This window comes from Rhodococcus sp. IEGM 1307 (genome assembly GCF_030056915.1).
Lineage (GTDB): Bacteria > Actinomycetota > Actinomycetes > Mycobacteriales > Mycobacteriaceae > Rhodococcus_F > Rhodococcus_F opacus_D.
In genome coordinates, this window is record NZ_JASHKW010000008.1 from 349158 (window position 1) to 365567 (window position 16410).

Below are 16410 nucleotides of genomic sequence, written 5' to 3' on the forward strand. Positions count from 1 at the left end.
GCGCGACATGAAGAGGTGTGCCAGATGGGTTGGGGAAACGGTCCGCCGACGTGGTCCGAGATGGAGCGCGTCCTGTCGGGCAGGCCGGGGAGGGTCAGCCCGGAGTCGCTGTACCCGGGCGACGGCGGCGACAGCCCCGCGTGGTCGCGCAAGCGGGGGGAGTACCGGGCGGGCCCGCAGGAGCGCACCGGCTCCACCGTTCCGTACGCCGAACTCCACGCGCATTCGGCGTTCAGTTTCCTCGACGGCGCCTCCCCGCCGGAAGAGTTGGTGGAGGAGGCCGTCCGGCTCGGTCTCGAGGCCATCGCACTCACCGACCACGACGGGTTCTACGGTGTGGTCCGGTTCGCGGAGGCGGCGAAGGAACTGAACATGCGCACCGTGTTCGGGTCCGAACTGACGTTGGACGACGCGCATCTGCTGGTACTGGCGCGAGGTCAGGAGGGGTACCGGCGGCTCTCCCGGGAAATCGCGGCGGCGCATCTCGCGGGCGGGGAGAAGGGCAAGCTGCGCTACGACCTCGACCGTCTCACCGACGCGGCCGGGGGGCACTGGCAGATCCTGACCGGGTGCCGGAAGGGGCATGTGCGTCAGGCGCTGGCCGACGGTGGCCCGGACGCCGCGGCCGCCCGGCTGCGGGAGCTGATCGACCGGTTCGGGGCCGACCGGGTCACGGTGGAACTCACCCATCACGGCATCGCGGAGGACGGTGAGCGCAACGCCGACCTCGCCGAACTCGCACAGCAGCACGGCCTTCGGGTGATCGCGTCCACGGCGGCGCACTTCGCGGGACCGCCGCGCCGGAGACTGGCCATGGCGATGGCCGCCGTCCGGGCCCGGCAGAGCCTCGACGACGCGGCCGGGCACCTGGCGCCCGCCGGGGGAGCGCACCTGCGGTCCGGTGAGGAGATGGCGCACCTCTTCGCCGCGTACCCGGAAGCCGTCCGCGGTGCCGCGGACCTCGGCCTGGAGTGTGCGTTCGACCTGCGGCTCATCGCGCCGCAACTGCCACCGTTCGACGTGCCCGACGGGCACACCGAGGCGAGCTGGCTGCGTCAGCTCACGATGGACGGAGCCCGCCGACGTTACGGTGCGCCTGCGGCCCGGCCGGAGGCCTACCGGCAGATCGAGCACGAACTGGACATCATCACCGGGCTGAACTTCCCGGGCTACTTCCTGGTGGTCCACGACATCGTGTCGTTCTGCAAGAACAACGACATTCTCTGCCAGGGAAGGGGTTCGGCGGCCAACTCCGCCGTCTGTTACGCCATCGGCATCACCAACGTGGATCCCGTCCGCAACAAGCTGCTGTTCGAACGTTTCCTCTCGCCCGAACGCGACGGCCCGCCGGACATCGACGTCGACATCGAATCCGATCGGCGGGAGGAGGCCATCCAGCACGTCTACGCCAAGTACGGACGCCAGTACGCGGCGCAGGTGGCGAACGTCATCACGTACCGCGGCAAGTCCTCGGTGCGGGACATGGCCCGGGCGCTGGGTTTCTCGCAGGGGCAGCAGGACGCGTGGAGCAAACAGGTCAGTCGCTGGGGCGGCATCGGGAAGGAGGTCGGCACCGACATTCCGCCCGCCGTCCTCGAGCTGGCCGCTCAGATCGAGGGGTTTCCGCGGCACCTCGGCATCCACTCGGGCGGCATGGTGATCTGCGACCGGCCGATCGCCGACGTGTGCCCGGTGGAGTGGGCGCGCATGGAGAACCGCAGCGTTCTGCAGTGGGACAAGGACGATTGCGCGGCGGTGGGTCTGGTGAAGTTCGACATGCTGGGTCTCGGCATGCTCTCCGCGCTGCACTACATGATCGACCTCGTGGCCGAGCACAAGGGGATCGAGGTGGATCTGGCGCAGCTGGACCTCTCGGAGGAAGCCGTCTACGAGATGTTGCAGCGGGCGGACTCGGTGGGGGTCTTCCAGGTGGAGTCACGGGCCCAGATGGCCACCCTGCCGAGGCTGAAACCACGGAACTTCTACGACCTGGTGGTGGAGGTGGCGCTCATCCGTCCCGGTCCGATCCAGGGCGGATCGGTGCACCCGTATATCCGCCGCCGCAACAAGCTCGAACCGGTGACCTACGACCACCCGTCCCTGGAGAAGGCACTGAAGCGGACGCTGGGTGTGCCGCTGTTCCAGGAGCAGTTGATGCAGATGGCGGTCGACGTGGCGGGTTTCAGCCCGGCCGAGGCCGACCAGCTCCGCCGGGCCATGGGTTCCAAGCGGTCGCCCGAGAAGATGGAACGGTTGAGGGGGCGGCTCTACCAGGGCATGCGGGAGATGCACGGGATCGGTGACGACGTGGCCGACCGGATCTACGAGAAGCTGTACGCCTTCGCGAATTTCGGTTTCCCCGAAAGCCATTCGCAGAGTTTCGCCGCCCTGGTCTTCTATTCGTCGTGGTTCAAGCTCCATCACCCGGCGGCGTTCTGCGCCGGTCTGCTGCGGGCGCAGCCGATGGGCTTCTACTCGCCGCAGTCGCTGGTGGCCGACGCCCGCAGGCACGGGGTGCCGGTGCACGGCGCGGACATCAATGCGAGTCTCGCGCACGCCACCGTCGAGGCGGGCGGAACGGAGGTGCGTCTCGGGCTCGGGGAGGTGCGGCACATCGGGACCGCGCTGGCCGAGCGGATCGTCGAATCCCGCGGCGACGGAGGTCCGTACACGTCGTTCCTCGACCTCACCGGCCGGGTGGAACTGAGCACGGCGCAAGCCGAATCGCTGGCTACCGCAGGTGCTCTCGACAGTTTCGGGTTGTCCCGCCGGGAGGCGTTGTGGGCGGCGGGCGCCGCGGCGGGGGAGCGCCGCGACCGGCTGCCGGGGATCGGGGCATCCACCCGCGCGCCGACCCTGCCGGGGATGAGCGATCTCGAACTGGCCGCGGCGGACGTGTGGGCCACCGGGGTGTCACCGGACACGTACCCCACCCAGTTCCTGCGCCCGCAACTCGACGCGCTGGGGGTGATCCCGGCGGCGCACCTGCTCGATGTCCCCGACGGCGACCGGGTTCTGGTGGGTGGGGCGGTTACCCACCGGCAGCGCCCGGCGACGGCCGCGGGGGTCACGTTCATCAACCTCGAGGACGAGACCGGGATGGTCAACGTGGTGTGTTCGGTGGGGTTGTGGGCGAAGTACCGCAAGCTCGCCAACACGGCGCCCGCATTGCTGGTCCGCGGCAAGGTGCAGAACGCGGAGGGGGCGGTGACGGTGGTGGCGGATCGGCTGCAGCTGATGGATTTGCGGGTGTCCGCCAAATCCAGGGACTTCAGGTGAGCCGGCACCGCTAGCATTCGGACATGAGGAGATACGTCTTGTCGGCGATCGTCGTGGCTTCGCTGGCGCTCGCGGGGTGTGGTGGTTCCGGCAGCGATTCCTCCCAACCGTCGCCCGCCCCGACACCCGGGGACTCGAGCCAGATGGAAATCGGTGGCGCAGTACAGCAACCCGCGAAGGACCAGGCGCCCACCGACCGCCAGGAGATCATCACCGGTCAGGTCGCGCTCACGGCGGACGACCCGGTGGCGGTCGGCAGGCAGATCGTGGACAAGGTCGACGATCTGGGCGGACGCGTCGACCAGCTCACCGAACAGCCGGGCTCCGACGACCAGGATGCGAGCAGTTCCCTGACCATCCGGGTGCCCGCCGACTCGCTCACCCGGACGTTGGACGATCTGCGGGAACTGGGCAAGGTCACCAGCGTCAGCGTCACGAAGAGCGACGTGACGATGCAGTCGCAGGATCTCGACGCCCGGATCGGCGCGTTGACGGCGTCCGTCACCCGGCTGCAGGGGCTCATCACGTCGGCGGCGAACACCGCGGATCTGATCGAGGCCGAGAGGGCGTTGTCGGAGCGTCAGGGCGAACTGGACAGCCTCACCGCCCAGAAGCGGTCGCTGAGCGACCAGGTGGCACTGGCGACGCTCATGATCGACGTCACCACCACGGATGCCGAGCAGCCCAGTCCCGGTCCGGACAACTTCTGGGAAGGGCTCGTCGCGGGCTGGCACGCCCTGCTGTCTGCGATCAAGGGCGGTGCCGTGGTCGTGGGGGCGCTGATTCCCTGGTTCGGTTTCGTGGCCGTCATCGCACTGGTCGTGTACGGCGCGTACCGTCTGCGCCGGATGTACAACAGGCCGGCCGGCCCACCGCCGGGCCCGGCGCCGGAACGAGAAGAGGCGAAGACGCAATGATCGAAGTCGACCTGAATGCCCTGGACGGCGCGTTGGCGTCCGGTGCCCCCGTCATCGATGTGCGCGAGGCCGACGAGTACGCCCAGGCACGGGTGCCGGGTGTGACGCTGATTCCGCTCAGTGAGTTCGTCGCGCGCGTGGACGAGATCCCGGAAGCCGAGGTCGTCTACGTGATCTGCGGGGTGGGCGGCCGGAGCCTGCAGGCGGCGGAGTACCTGAACGCGCGGGGGATCAACGCCGTGTCGGTCGCGGGCGGGACGTCCGCGTGGATGCAGTCCGGACGCCCCGTCGAGTCGGGCGCGTGACACCCCGGGGCACCATTCCGGTCAGCGGACCGCGCTGAGGGCGTGCGCCGCGGAATCGTCGCGGACCACGCGCCCACCCCGTTGCCCGGCGGCGTGCCTCAGTGTGCGGACCGCAACGGTGCTCCAGATCAGGACCAGCGCGCACCACAGGGTCACGCCGGCGCCGACGATCACCACCGAGTCCAGTGCGACGCCGAGCGAGTTCGCACCCAGCGCGCAGGTGCCGACGGGGAACGTGAAACTCCACCAGCCGGGCGTGAACCCCAGCCCGCGGCGAAAGGCCTTGGCGGTCACCGTGACCAGCGTCACGAGGGCGAGGACGCCGAGTGCGCCAATGGTGGTCCCGTAGACCACGCCCACCGCGTGGAGCCAGGCGTGGCCGGATGCCCCGCCGAGCAGATTGATCGCCGCCACCGACTGGCCGATCACGCCGAGCGGAATCCACAGGGTGGGCACGAGCGGGGTGTCGGGGAGCCCGTTGCTCAGCAGATGGCGTCCGACGACGACGGCGACGGTCAATGCGGCGCTCAGCGCCAGCGCGAACAGCGTGTAGCAGAGCGCGAGCATCGCGATCTGGGCCGCGCCTTCCGGGAGGCGCTGGACCAGCGCGGCACCGGTGGCGGCCGACACCATCGGCGGCACGACGGGCATGAGCCAGGACGGCACCGGAGTCACCTGGTGAGGCCGGGCCAGTCGGCGCGCCATCACCACGTATGTGACGAGCCCGATGACGGTCCCGATCGTCCACAGGGTGGCCGACGCGGCGACAGCGACACCACCGAGAAGTGCGCGGCCCGCGGATCCGGTGCCGGCCCCGACCGTCAGCACCGCCATCGACACGGCGCCGTAGAACGGGAACATCGTGTGGCTGCGCGCCTCCGCGAGTGCGTCGTCGCGGCGACGGATCCAGTGCCGCACCAGTGCGGTCGTCAGCACCACGAGCAGCGTCGCGGCGATCAGCCAGAAGATCTCGGCGACCGTCCGGGCCACCGGACCGCCTGCCGGAAATGCCGCGGCGACGACTGCGACGATGCCGGTGCCCATCACTGCTGCGAACCAATTCGGGGTCATACCTAGAGCTTGCCGACGCATCGTCGTGGCCGGTAGAAGGCTTGTCGTTGAATACCCACAAATCGCGTTTGTGGGACTAGCCTTGGGTTGTGCCGCTGTCTCCCCGAGTACCCGAACTCAGTGCCCTCGACGTCCTGCTGTCCGTCGAGCGGCTCGGCAGCATGGGGGCGGCGGGGCGTGAACACGGGCTCAGCCAGCAGGCGGTCAGCGCCCGGGTGCGGTCGGCCGAGCGTCAGTTCGGCATCAAGGTGTTCAGCCGCGGTGCCAGCGGTGTGCGGCCCACGTCGGAAGGCGCGCTCATCCTCGAATGGGCGAGTCACATCCTCGCCACGGCCGAGGAACTGGCGTCGGGGGTCGCGGCGCTGCGCGGCGAACGGCAGGCCGGGCTGACGGTGGCGGCCAGCATGACGATCGCCGAGTACCTGGTTCCCGGGTGGACCGTCGCGATGCGGCGCAAGTACCCGAACGTGGTCACCAACGTGCGGCTGCTCAACTCGTCCGAGGTGACCGCCCGGGTGCTGTCCGGTGACGCGGATCTCGGGTTCGTCGAGGGCCCGGACATTCCGGCTGGACTGCAGGTACGGGAGATCGGCCGCGACCACCTGGTGGTCGTGGTGCCGCCGGAGCACGAATGGGTCCGCCGGTCACCGATTCCCGTGTCCGAACTCGCCGCGACGCCGATGATCCAGCGTGAGTCCGGTTCCGGGACGCGCACCACCCTGGAGAACGCGGTGCCGCAGTGCGTTCCGCCGCTGCTGGAGCTGACGTCGTGCACGGCGGTGAAGGCAGCGGTCGTGGCGGGTAACGCTCCGGCGGTGCTGTCCTCGCTGGCGGTGGCCGCCGACCTGACGGATGGCCGCCTCGCCTCCGTTCAGGTGGAGGGGTTGACGCTTCCGCGGCGGCTCTCCGCCGTCTGGGACCCGGTGCGCGGCGTTCAGGGTGCGGCGCGCGACTTCCTCGACATCGCGCTCGGTGCCGGCGCGGCCGCGGGTGTCGGGGCCGCAACCGTCGGAGCTACAGCGCAGCCCCGCTGAATCCGTGCTGGCGCCACGCCTCGTACGTGACGAGGGCGGCGGCGTTCGACAGGTTCAGCGACCGGCGGCCGGGCAGCATGGGGATCCGGAGCCGCTCCGTCACGTGGGGATCGGCCAGCACCTCCTCCGACAGTCCGGTGGGTTCGGGACCGAACAGCAGAACGTCGCCGGGCTGGTAGGCGATGTCGGCGTACGACACGGTGGCGTGCGCGGTGAAGGCGTACACCCGCGCAGGCTCCAGCGCAGCCCAGGCCGCCTCCAGGTTCTCGTGCACGGTCACCGACGCCAGGTCGTGGTAGTCGAGTCCGGCACGTTTGAGTTTCGGCTCGGACAGGTCGAATCCGAGTGGACCCACGAGGTGCAGTTCGCACCCGGTGCCTGCCACCATGCGGATGGCGTTGCCGGTGTTGGGTGGGATTCGGGGTTCGTGGAACATCACTCGGAACACCCGCACAGCTTAGGGGCACACCGCGAGGCGGCATGATGGACGCATGGATCCGGTAGAAGAGGTGGTGGGTGAGGACTACGGCGACGCACGACTCCCCGCGCAGAACTGGCAGCGGCGGCACTACACGAAATGCAACTTCCGCGACGCCGACCTGAGTGAACTCCGCACCGAGTCGGTGATCTTCACCGACTGCGATTTCACGGGCGCCGACCTCGCCGAGTCACATCATGTGCAGACGGCGTTCCGCTCGTGCTCGTTCACCAGAACAACGCTGTGGCACAGCGAGTTCCGCAACTGCAGCTTCCTCGGGTCGGAGTTCGACAACTGCCGGCTGCGCCCGATGGTCTTCGACGAATGCGATTTCACGCTCGCGTCGCTCGGCGGTGCCGACCTGCGCGGACTCGATTTCACGGACTGCCGGTTCCGGGAAGCCAACCTCGTCCGCACGGACCTCCGGCGCGCCGTGCTCCGGTCGGCGGATCTGTTCGGCGCCCGCACCGGCGGCGCGAAATTCGACGGCGCGGACCTGCGCGGGGCCCACGTCGACGCGAACCTGTGGACGGCGGTCTCGCTGGACAAGGCGCAGATCGAACTCACCCAGGCCATCGCGTACGCGACCGCCAACGGGCTCGTGGTGGAACCGACCTGACGCGTGTATGGCGAACCTGAGAGAATGGGGCACGTGACTGCAACGATCCTCGATGGCAAGGCGACCCGCGACGAGATTTTCGAAGACCTGAAGGTGCGGGTGAGCGCCCTGAAGGACAAGGGCATCACGCCCGGTCTCGGCACCGTTCTGGTGGGGGACGACCCGGGGTCGGCCGCCTACGTGCGCGGGAAGCACAACGACTGCGCGAAGGTCGGGATCACCTCGATCCGCCGCGACCTGCCCGGCGACATCACGCAGGAGAAGCTCGACGCCACCATCGACGAGCTCAACGCCAACCCGGACTGCACCGGCTACATCGTGCAGCTCCCGCTGCCGAAGCAGCTCGACGAGAACGCCGCCCTCGAGCGCATCGACCCCGACAAGGACGCCGACGGCCTGCACCCGGTCAACCTGGGCCGGCTGGTGCTGGGCAAGGAAGCGCCGCTGCCGTGCACGCCGCGCGGAATCCTGCACCTGCTGCGCCGGTACGAGGTGCCGATCGAGGGGGCACACGTCGTCGTCGTCGGTCGCGGTGTCACCGTGGGCCGCCCGATCGGTCTGCTGTTCACCCGGCGCAGCGAGAACGCCACCGTCACCCTCTGCCACACCCGTACGCGAGACCTCGGAGCGGAGGTCCGCCGCGCCGACATCGTGATCGCGGCGGCGGGCGTTCCCGGTCTGGTCACGGCCGACATGGTCAAGCCCGGTGCCGCGGTGCTCGACGTGGGTGTGAGCCGCACCGCGGACGGACTGCGCGGCGACGTGGCGGCGGATGTCGCCGAGGTCGCCGGCTTCCTGTCCCCGAACCCCGGTGGCGTCGGGCCGCTCACCCGTGCCTTCCTGCTGACCAACGTCGTGGAGCGGGCCGAGCGTGTCGCAGCGTCTCTCGGCTGAGATGGCCGACTGGGGGCAGTTCGCGAAGAAGAATCTGCCGATGCTCGCAGTCCTGGTCGTCATCGTCGTGGCCGTCGTGTTCGTGCTCGCGGATCGGTGGCGACGAGGCGCGTTCGTGTTCGGCGTCGCCACGCTGCTCGCGGCGGTATTCCGGTTGATGATGCCGTCGGAGCGCGTCGGACTGCTCGCGGTGCGCAGCAAGCCTTTCGACGTGGGTGCGCTGGTGGCCGTCGGGGGCGCAATCGTGTGGCTGGCCGTGTCGATCGACCCGCTCGGAACCGACTAGCGGTCCGAGCGGGTGTCGTCCCGCACGGGGGTCAGCGCCCCGCGCGGGCCAGTTGCATCGTCTCGGAGAGCAGTTTCGCGACGGCGGCGGCCTCGGTGAGGAACCCGTCGTGGCCGTCCCGTGAGTTGAGGACCCGCAGACCGTCGCAGGTGGGGATGTCGTTGGCCAGATCCTCCTGCAGGCGGATCGGGTACAGGCGGTCGGAGTCGACGCCGCCCACGATGACGGGTGCGGTGATCGTCCCCAGCGCCGCGGCGATGCCACCGCGACCGCGGCCCACGTCGTGCCGGTTCATGGCCTCGGACAGCAGCACGTATGTGCTCGGGTCGAACCTGCCGACCAGCTTGTCGGCCTGGTGCTGGAGGTAGCTCTCGACGGCGTACCGGCCGCCGCGCCACGGGTCCTCGCCGTCCTGCGGCGAGTTCGCGAACCGGGAGTCGAGTTCGGCCTCGCTGCGGTAGGTCAGGTGCGCGATCCGGCGGGCGATGCGCAGTCCGGCCCGGGGGATCCGGCCGGTGTCGTGATAGTCGCCGCCCTGCCAGTCGGGGTCGCTGGTGATGGCCGCGATCTGGGTGGTCTGTGTGCCGATCTGGTCGGCGGTCGCGCGGGCGCCGACCGCGAGAACGAGCGCGGACGCCACCTGGTCCGGGTAGGTGACGGCCCACTCGAGCGCGCGCATTCCGCCCATCGAACCGCCGACGACGGACGCCAGCTTGTCGATGCCCAGCAGGTCGGTGAACTTCTTCTCGGCCGCGATCTGGTCGCGGATGGAGATCTCCGGGAAACGGCTGCCCCACGGGCGCCCGTCCTCGGCGATCGAACCGGGACCGGTGGTGCCGCGGCAGCCACCGAGGACGTTGGTCGCGATGACGCACCATTCGTCGGTGTCGATCGGCGCACCCGGACCGACCATCCCGGTCCACCAGCCGGGGGAGGGGTGTTCGTCGGTGACGGGTCCGGTGACGTGCGAGTCGCCGGTGAGGGCGTGCTCGACGAGCACCACGTTGTCCCGGTTCGGGGACAACTCACCCCATCGCTGCACGGCGAGGGACACCGACGGGATCACTGTTCCGCTCTCGAGCTCGAGCGATCCGATGTCGATGGTGCCGAGACGTCCGTCCGCCACGGGCAGGTTCTGTACAGCGCTCACGGTCAAGATGCCGCCGCCGTGAGTCCGGTCTCGATATCGGCGATGATGTCGTCGATCCCTTCGATGCCTACAGCCAGGCGGACCAGTCCGGGGGTGACGCCGCTGGCGGCCTGCTCCTCGGGGGTCAGCTGGGAGTGTGTGGTGGACGCCGGGTGGATCACCAGCGAGCGGACGTCGCCGATGTTCGCGACGTGACTGTGCAGGGTGAGCGCGTTGACGAACTTCTTGCCCGCGTCGATGCCGCCGGCGAGTTCGAACGTCACGATCGCGCCCGCACCCCGCGGCGCGATCTGCTTCGCCCGGTCGTGCCAGGGCGACGACGGAAGCCCGGCGTATCCGACGGACACGACCTCCGGCCGCGCCTCCAGGTACTGGGCGACGGCGGTCGCGTTGGACACGTGCCGTTCCATGCGAAGGCTCAGCGTCTCGAGACCCTGGGCGATGAGGAACGCGTTGAACGGGGAGATCGCCGAGCCGAGGTCGCGGAGCAGCTGCACGCGCGCCTTGAGGGCGAAGGCAGGCGGTCCGAGTTCGGAGTAGACGACGCCGTGGTAGCTCGGGTCCGGGGTGGTGAAGTTGCCGTGGCGGCCCTGGGTCCAGTCGAACGTGCCGCCGTCGACGATGACACCGGCGATCGCCGTGCCGTGGCCACCGAGGTACTTGGTGGCGGAGTGCACCACGATGTCCGCACCGTGCTCGAGGGGGCGGATCAGGTAGGGGGTGGCCACCGTGTTGTCGACGATCAGCGGGAGCCCGTGCTGATGGGCGATCCCGGAGATGCCCGGCAGGTCGAGGACGTCGTTGCGGGGGTTGGAGATGGTCTCGCCGTAGAACGCCTTCGTGTTGTCCCGGATCGCGTCCTTCCACTGCTCGAGGTCGTCGGGGTCCTCGACGAACGAGACCTCGATGCCGAGCTTGGGCAGCGTGTAGTGGAAGAGGTTGTAGGTGCCGCCGTACAGCCGCGGGCTGGAGACGATGTGGTCGCCCGCCTCGGCGAGGTTCAGGATCGCGATCGTCTCGGCGGCCTGTCCGGAGGACAGCAGCAGGGCGGCGACGCCGCCTTCGAGGGCGGCGATGCGCTGCTCGACCGCGTCCTGGGTGGGGTTCATGATGCGGGTGTAGATGTTGCCCGGCTCGGCCAGACCGAACAGCGCGGCAGCGTGATCGGTGCTGTCGAACGTGTACGAGGTGGTCTGGTAGATCGGCAGCGCCCGCGCCTTGGTGGTCGCGTCGGACGTCTGCCCGGCGTGGATCTGCTTGGTCTCGAACGACCAGTTCTCGGTCATGTGCTGTCTACTCCAGTGGTCTGACGAGGCGCGACGGAGTTGCTGGTTCGTTCGCGCACAGGGCTTGTCTGGTGCTCTATCTACGACAACAACAACACATCATGAACCTCCGATGTCGGACCCGCGCTTGTCACCCGACTGTTGTATGAATCAGGGAACCAGGTCATCACCCGGGGCACCCCACCGCGGTGGAGGGTTGCCGGCCAGCTAGCCGGGGCTCGTTGCTGGCACTCATGACCTGGAGTGAATCTTAGCGGCTGGGGTGGAACGACCGGAAACGGCACCGATCAGGGCCACTAGCAGGGAAAAGTTACCCGCGAGTAGGGACGACCTCCGTGCCCCACGTGTTGCGAGCGTGGCGCATAGCAGTACGCTTGTCTTGTTTACGTGCGGTCTCCCAGCGGCCGCCTTGACCGTCTACGTTTGAAAAGCGAACCGTTCGCGGACCCACTCACAAAGTGCGACCGCAACCGTGTAACCAGGGAAACTTCCTAGGAGGACGCGAAGCACCCATGTCCAAAATCAAGGTTGAGGGCACCGTCGTCGAACTCGACGGCGACGAGATGACACGCATTATCTGGCAGTTCATCAAAGACAAACTGATCCATCCTTACCTGGATGTGAATCTCGAGTACTACGACCTCGGCATCGAACACCGGGACGAGACCGACGACCAGGTGACCGTCGACGCGGCCAACGCCATCAAGAAGCACGGCGTCGGCGTCAAGTGCGCGACCATCACCCCGGACGAGGCACGCGTCGAGGAGTTCGGTCTCAAGAAGATGTGGCGGTCGCCCAACGGCACCATCCGCAACATCCTCGGTGGGACGATCTTCCGCGCGCCGATCATCATCTCCAACGTTCCGCGACTGGTTCCGGGCTGGACCAAGCCGATCATCATCGGCCGTCACGCCTTCGGCGACCAGTACCGCGCCACCGACTTCAAGGTCCCCGGTCCCGGCAAGGTGATGATCACCTACACGCCCGAGGACGGCAGCGAGCCGATCGAGCACGAGCTGGTGAACTTCCCCGAGGGCGGCGGCGTCGTCCAGGGTCAGTACAACTTCACCAAGTCCATCGAGGACTTCGCGCGCGCCTCGCTCAACTACGGCCTGCAGCAGAACTACCCGGTGTACCTGTCGACCAAGAACACCATCCTCAAGGCGTACGACGGCGCGTTCAAGGACATCTTCCAGCACGTCTACGAGACCGAGTTCAAGTCGGAGTTCGACGCGGCAGGACTCACCTACGAGCACCGTCTCATCGACGACATGGTCGCGTCGGCGCTCAAGTGGGAGGGCGGCTACGTCTGGGCCTGCAAGAACTACGACGGCGACGTCCAGTCCGACACCGTCGCGCAGGGCTTCGGATCGCTCGGCCTCATGACCTCCGTGCTGCTGACCCCGGACGGAAAGACGTGTGAGGCCGAGGCCGCACACGGCACCGTGACGCGTCACTTCCGTCAGCACCAGCAGGGCAAGCCGACGTCCACCAACCCCATCGCGTCGATCTTCGCGTGGACCCGTGGACTCGAGCACCGCGGCAAGCTGGACAACACCCCCGACGTCATCGGCTTCGCCCAGAAGCTCGAAGACGTGGTCATCAAGACCGTCGAGGGTGGCCAGATGACCAAGGACCTCGCGATGCTGGTCGGCGGCGACCAGGGCTACCTGACCACCGAGGAGTTCCTCGGTGCGCTGGACATCAACCTCCAGAAGGCCATCGCCGAGCAGTAGGCACCGAGCCACAGCGTTACGAGCGGGACGTCCCCTCACGGGGCGTCCCGTTCGGCGTTTCCGGGCCGGGTGAGTCATCTCACGGTCGCTCGCGGCGCGAAAAGCGGAATCCGGGGAAGAGAATTTCGATGTGGGTCGTTGCGCAACGAGGCGCCGTGCGCCGCGTAGCCGTCTCCCCGCCTAGTCGAAAGTCCTTCTGTGAGCACTTCCACCCCCGTCCGCCCCGAGCACCTCGGTGTCATCGCCCAACATCCGTCCGTCCGCAAGCTCGCCATGATCGCGCTCGCGCTCGGTGGCTTCGGGATCGGGACCACCGAGTTCGTGGCGATGGGGCTACTGCCCGAGATGGCGTCGAGTCTCGGGATCACCGAGCCGACGGCCGGGCACGTCATCTCGGCGTATGCGCTGGGTGTGGTCGTCGGCGCGCCACTCATCGCGGCGTTGACCGCGCGGGTGCCCCGTAAGACGCTGCTGATCGCGTTGATGGCGGCGTTCACGATCGGCAACGCCGCCACGGTGTTCGCGCCGAACTACGGCGTGCTGATGGCCGCGCGGTTCGTGGCGGGCCTGCCGCACGGCGCCTACTTCGGTGTCGCGGCCCTCGTGGCGGCGCACCTCGCGGACCGCGGCCAGCGAGCCAGGGCGGTCGCACTCGTGATGATGGGACTGTCGGTGGCCAACGTCGTCGGCGTTCCCGTCGCGTCGTGGCTGGGCCAGACGCTCGGCTGGCGCAGCGCCTTCGCGCTCGTGGCCGTGATCGGTGTGGTGACACTGGGCGCGATCTGGTCGTGGGTGCCCGCGCTCGCCGCCATGCGGATGTCGAATCCCCTCACCGAACTCGGTGCCCTGCGCCGCGCGCAGGTGTGGATGACGCTGATCATCGGCATGGTCGGGTTCGGTGGCATGTTCGCCGTCTACACGTACATCAGCACGACGCTCACCGACGTCGCCGGCCTGTCGCGGTCGCTGGTGCCGCTGGCCCTGATGATCTACGGGCTGGGCATGGTCGCGGGCAATCTGATCGGCGGCCGACTCGCCGACCGGGCGCTGATTCCCGGCCTGTTCGTATCGATGACGGCGCTCGGGGTGTTGCTCGGCGTCTTCGTGATCGCCTCCCACAACCCGTACACGGCGCTGCTGCTGGTGTTCTTCGTCGGTGCGGCGGGTGCGTCGATGGTTCCCGGGTTGCAGACCCGGCTGATGGACGTCGCCGCGGACGCCCAGACCCTCGCCGCCTCGCTCAACCACGCGGCCCTCAACATCGCGAACGCGTTCGGGGCGTGGATCGGTGGTGTCGTGATCGCGGCCGGCTACGGCTACACGGCGCCCGCCGCGGTCGGTGCGCTGCTGGCCGTGGCGGGTCTCGTGGTCCTCACCGTGGCGGTCGCGATGGAACGCCGCAGCGCCCGTTCGTCTCGGTAGCCGCGCTGTCGTACGCGTCCGCTACGGTGCTTGCCGTGCCACATATCATCACCACCGTCAATGTCAACGGCGTTCGCGCCGCCGCCCGCAAGGGGCTCACCGAGTGGATCGAGCGCACAGAGGCCGACGTCGTGTGTCTGCAGGAGACGCGGGCGTCCGACGAGCAGCTCGCCGAGACGCTCGCGCCCGCTCTGGAGGGTGGATGGAACCTGGTGTCCGCGGAGCCGTCGTCGAAGGGACGCAACGGCGTCGCGATCCTGTCCCGGAAACCTGCCGACGCCTTCCGCGTCGGCCACGGTGACGACGAGTTCGCGACCGCGGGCCGCTACCTCGAGGCCGACTTCGACGACCTGACCGTCGCGAGCCTGTACCTGCCCTCCGGGGAGGCCCAGACACCGCGGCAGGAGGAGAAGGAGCGATTCATGGACTCCTTCGCCCGGTACCTCACCGACACCGCAGCGGCTGCCGTCGCGGCAGGCAGGCACGTCGTGGTCTGCGGCGACTGGAACATCGCCCACACCGAACTCGACCTGAAGAACTGGAAGACCAACAAGAAGAACTCCGGTTTCCTCCCGAACGAGCGGGAGTGGCTCGGCGCCCTGTTCGCCGAGGACGCGCACTGGACCGACGTGGTCCGGCAGCTCAATCCCGACGTCGCCGGGCCGTACTCCTGGTGGTCGTACCGCGGGAAGGCGTTCGACAACGACTCCGGCTGGCGCATCGACTACCAGATCGCCACCCGGGAACTGGCTGAGCGGGCCAAGCAGGCCGTCGTCGAGCGCGCCGAAACCTACGACCAGCGGTGGTCCGATCACGCGCCGGTCACCGTCCAGTACCGGTGACGGCCGGTATCTGATTCGTGTCGTCACGGCGCACGTGAAAAGATCAGTACTCATGTCGACCCCTGCAGCTCAGAAACCCACCGCGAAACCGCGGGTGCTCTCCGGCATCCAGCCCACCGCCGACTCGTTCCACCTCGGCAACTTCCTGGGTGCTCTGCAGCAGTGGGTGCCTCTGCAGGACGACTTCGACGCGTTCTACTTCATCCCCGACCTCCACGCGATCACGGTGGCGCAGGACCCGAAGGAGCTGCGCCGTCGCACGAAGATCGCGGCGGCGCAGCTGCTGGCGCTCGGAATCGACCCCGACCGCGCCACGCTGTTCGTGCAGAGCCAGGTGCCCGAGCACGCGCAGCTGGCGTGGGTCCTGAACTGCATCACCGGTTTCGGTGAAGCGAGCCGGATGACGCAGTTCAAGGACAAGTCGGCCAAACAGGGCAGTGAGAACGCGAGCGTCGGCCTGTTCACGTATCCGGTGCTGATGGCTGCCGACATCCTGCTCTACCGGCCGCAGCGGGTCCCCGTCGGCGAGGACCAGCGTCAGCATCTCGAACTGTCCCGCGATCTCGCCCAGCGGTTCAACACCCGGTTCGGGAAGGCGTTCGTCATTCCCGAGGCCCAGATCATCAAGGGCACCGCCAAGATCTACGACCTGCAGGATCCGACGTCGAAGATGAGCAAGTCCGGTCCGAGCCCCGCCGGACTGATCAACCTTCTCGACGACCCCAAGGTGTCGGCGAAGAAGATCAAGTCCGCGGTCACCGACAACGAGCGGGAGATTCGCTACGACCCGCAGGCCAAGCCCGGTGTGAGCAACCTGCTCACCATCCAGTCCGCGCTGTCCGGGACTCCGGTCGAGACGTTGGTGGCCGGGTACGAGGGCAAGGGGTACGGCGACCTGAAAACCGATACGGCAGATGTCCTGGCCGAGTTCGTGACACCGTTGAAAGCGAAGGTGGAAGGGTACCTCTCGGACGAGGCAGAACTCGATCGGATCATCGCCGCCGGTGCTCACCGCGCCCGCGAGGTGTCGTCGCAGACTCTGGCGGCCGTGTACGAGAAGGTTGGGTTTCTGACACCGAAGGGATGAGCAC

General features: G+C 68.3%; 15 protein-coding genes and 1 riboswitch. Of the genes, 11 read left to right on the top strand and 4 right to left on the bottom strand.

The genetic code is table 11. From position 1 onward, the window contains the following. Positions 1-24 precede the first annotated feature (24 nt). Genes QM841_RS18395 through QM841_RS18405 form a run of 3 tightly spaced genes read left to right on the top strand, consistent with a single transcriptional unit; the run spans position 25 to position 4501 of the window. The gene (locus QM841_RS18395) at positions 25-3279 is read left to right on the top strand and encodes an error-prone DNA polymerase (protein WP_283333025.1); all 3255 of its coding nucleotides are present in this window, start codon (positions 25-27) and stop codon (positions 3277-3279) included. Positions 3280-3302: 23 nt separating this feature from the next. Next, on the top strand, positions 3303-4196 hold the full coding sequence (locus tag QM841_RS18400) for a DUF4349 domain-containing protein (RefSeq protein WP_280782689.1): 894 nt from the start codon (positions 3303-3305) through the stop codon (positions 4194-4196). Then, positions 4193-4501, top strand: coding sequence for a rhodanese-like domain-containing protein (locus tag QM841_RS18405; protein WP_005257071.1), 309 nt, complete (start codon positions 4193-4195; stop codon positions 4499-4501). Before QM841_RS18400 ends, QM841_RS18405 begins: the two co-directional genes overlap by 4 nt. 21 nt (positions 4502-4522) lie before the next feature. Here QM841_RS18405 and QM841_RS18410 read toward each other — a convergent pair whose 3' ends face one another. Continuing rightward, positions 4523-5572: a TDT family transporter gene (locus QM841_RS18410; RefSeq protein ID WP_283333026.1), complete on the bottom strand. Its 1050-nt coding sequence runs from the start codon at positions 5570-5572 to the stop codon at positions 4523-4525. 89 nt (positions 5573-5661) lie between these two features. On the opposite strand from QM841_RS18410, the gene QM841_RS18415 reads away from it, so the two are divergent. Continuing rightward, positions 5662-6606 carry a LysR family transcriptional regulator gene (locus tag QM841_RS18415; RefSeq protein WP_283333027.1) on the top strand — a complete coding sequence of 315 codons (945 nt, stop codon included), beginning with the start codon at positions 5662-5664 and terminating at the stop codon, positions 6604-6606. On the opposite strand, the gene QM841_RS18420 is transcribed toward QM841_RS18415, so the two are convergent. Beyond that, positions 6587-7054 carry a tRNA (cytidine(34)-2'-O)-methyltransferase gene (locus tag QM841_RS18420; protein ID WP_025432262.1) on the bottom strand — a complete coding sequence of 156 codons (468 nt, stop codon included), beginning with the start codon at positions 7052-7054 and terminating at the stop codon, positions 6587-6589. The genes QM841_RS18415 and QM841_RS18420 overlap by 20 nt on opposite strands. 43 nt (positions 7055-7097) lie before the next feature. On the opposite strand from QM841_RS18420, the gene QM841_RS18425 reads away from it, so the two are divergent. Genes QM841_RS18425 through QM841_RS18435 form a run of 3 tightly spaced genes read left to right on the top strand, consistent with a single transcriptional unit; the run spans position 7098 to position 8883 of the window. Then, positions 7098-7703 carry a pentapeptide repeat-containing protein gene (locus QM841_RS18425; protein ID WP_280782692.1) on the top strand — a complete coding sequence of 202 codons (606 nt, stop codon included), beginning with the start codon at positions 7098-7100 and terminating at the stop codon, positions 7701-7703. A gap of 33 nt (positions 7704-7736) precedes the next feature. Then, positions 7737-8597 carry a bifunctional methylenetetrahydrofolate dehydrogenase/methenyltetrahydrofolate cyclohydrolase gene (locus tag QM841_RS18430; RefSeq protein WP_198602216.1) on the top strand — a complete coding sequence of 287 codons (861 nt, stop codon included), beginning with the start codon at positions 7737-7739 and terminating at the stop codon, positions 8595-8597. 1 nt (position 8598) lies between these two features. Then, on the top strand, positions 8599-8883 hold the full coding sequence (locus QM841_RS18435; RefSeq protein WP_005239865.1) for a DUF3017 domain-containing protein: 285 nt from the start codon (positions 8599-8601) through the stop codon (positions 8881-8883). A 31-nt stretch (positions 8884-8914) separates the two neighbouring features. Here the strand turns inward: QM841_RS18435 and metX are convergent, their stop codons facing one another. Together metX and QM841_RS18445 are read right to left on the bottom strand one after the other, a co-directional pair. Next, the gene (gene metX, locus QM841_RS18440) at positions 8915-10039 is read right to left on the bottom strand and encodes a homoserine O-acetyltransferase MetX (protein WP_280782693.1); all 1125 of its coding nucleotides are present in this window, start codon (positions 10037-10039) and stop codon (positions 8915-8917) included. Continuing rightward, complete coding sequence (locus QM841_RS18445; RefSeq protein ID WP_105420521.1) at positions 10036-11319, bottom strand: bifunctional o-acetylhomoserine/o-acetylserine sulfhydrylase; 1284 nt, start codon at positions 11317-11319, stop codon at positions 10036-10038. Before QM841_RS18445 ends, metX begins: the two co-directional genes overlap by 4 nt. Positions 11320-11437: 118 nt before the next feature. Continuing rightward, positions 11438-11558, bottom strand: a riboswitch (SAM riboswitch). Between the two features lie 273 nt (positions 11559-11831). Between QM841_RS18445 and QM841_RS18450 the strand changes: the two genes are divergently transcribed. The 4 genes from QM841_RS18450 (at position 11832) to trpS (ending at position 16406) form a co-directional block, all read left to right on the top strand. Continuing rightward, positions 11832-13055 carry an NADP-dependent isocitrate dehydrogenase gene (locus tag QM841_RS18450; RefSeq protein WP_280782695.1) on the top strand — a complete coding sequence of 408 codons (1224 nt, stop codon included), beginning with the start codon at positions 11832-11834 and terminating at the stop codon, positions 13053-13055. Positions 13056-13253: 198 nt separating this feature from the next. Continuing rightward, complete coding sequence (locus tag QM841_RS18455; protein WP_280782696.1) at positions 13254-14477, top strand: MFS transporter; 1224 nt, start codon at positions 13254-13256, stop codon at positions 14475-14477. Positions 14478-14512: 35 nt separating this feature from the next. Continuing rightward, complete coding sequence (locus tag QM841_RS18460; protein ID WP_164062378.1) at positions 14513-15319, top strand: exodeoxyribonuclease III; 807 nt, start codon at positions 14513-14515, stop codon at positions 15317-15319. Positions 15320-15371: 52 nt separating this feature from the next. After that, a complete protein-coding gene (gene trpS, locus QM841_RS18465; RefSeq protein WP_011598206.1) occupies positions 15372-16406 on the top strand; it encodes a tryptophan--tRNA ligase in 1035 nt (344 codons plus the stop codon). The last annotated feature ends 4 nt before the right edge of the window (positions 16407-16410 follow it).

Coding starts and splice junctions, on each gene's coding strand:
- QM841_RS18410 (WP_283333026.1), bottom strand. CDS start 5,572: ATGACCCCGAATTGGTTCGCAGCAGTGATGGGCACCGGCATCGTCGCA.
- QM841_RS18450 (WP_280782695.1), top strand. CDS start 11,832: ATGTCCAAAATCAAGGTTGAGGGCACCGTCGTCGAACTCGACGGCGAC.
- QM841_RS18395 (WP_283333025.1), top strand. CDS start 25: ATGGGTTGGGGAAACGGTCCGCCGACGTGGTCCGAGATGGAGCGCGTC.
- QM841_RS18405 (WP_005257071.1), top strand. CDS start 4,193: ATGATCGAAGTCGACCTGAATGCCCTGGACGGCGCGTTGGCGTCCGGT.
- QM841_RS18445 (WP_105420521.1), bottom strand. CDS start 11,319: ATGACCGAGAACTGGTCGTTCGAGACCAAGCAGATCCACGCCGGGCAG.
- QM841_RS18435 (WP_005239865.1), top strand. CDS start 8,599: ATGGCCGACTGGGGGCAGTTCGCGAAGAAGAATCTGCCGATGCTCGCA.
- trpS (WP_011598206.1), top strand. CDS start 15,372: ATGTCGACCCCTGCAGCTCAGAAACCCACCGCGAAACCGCGGGTGCTC.
- QM841_RS18425 (WP_280782692.1), top strand. CDS start 7,098: ATGGATCCGGTAGAAGAGGTGGTGGGTGAGGACTACGGCGACGCACGA.
- QM841_RS18400 (WP_280782689.1), top strand. CDS start 3,303: ATGAGGAGATACGTCTTGTCGGCGATCGTCGTGGCTTCGCTGGCGCTC.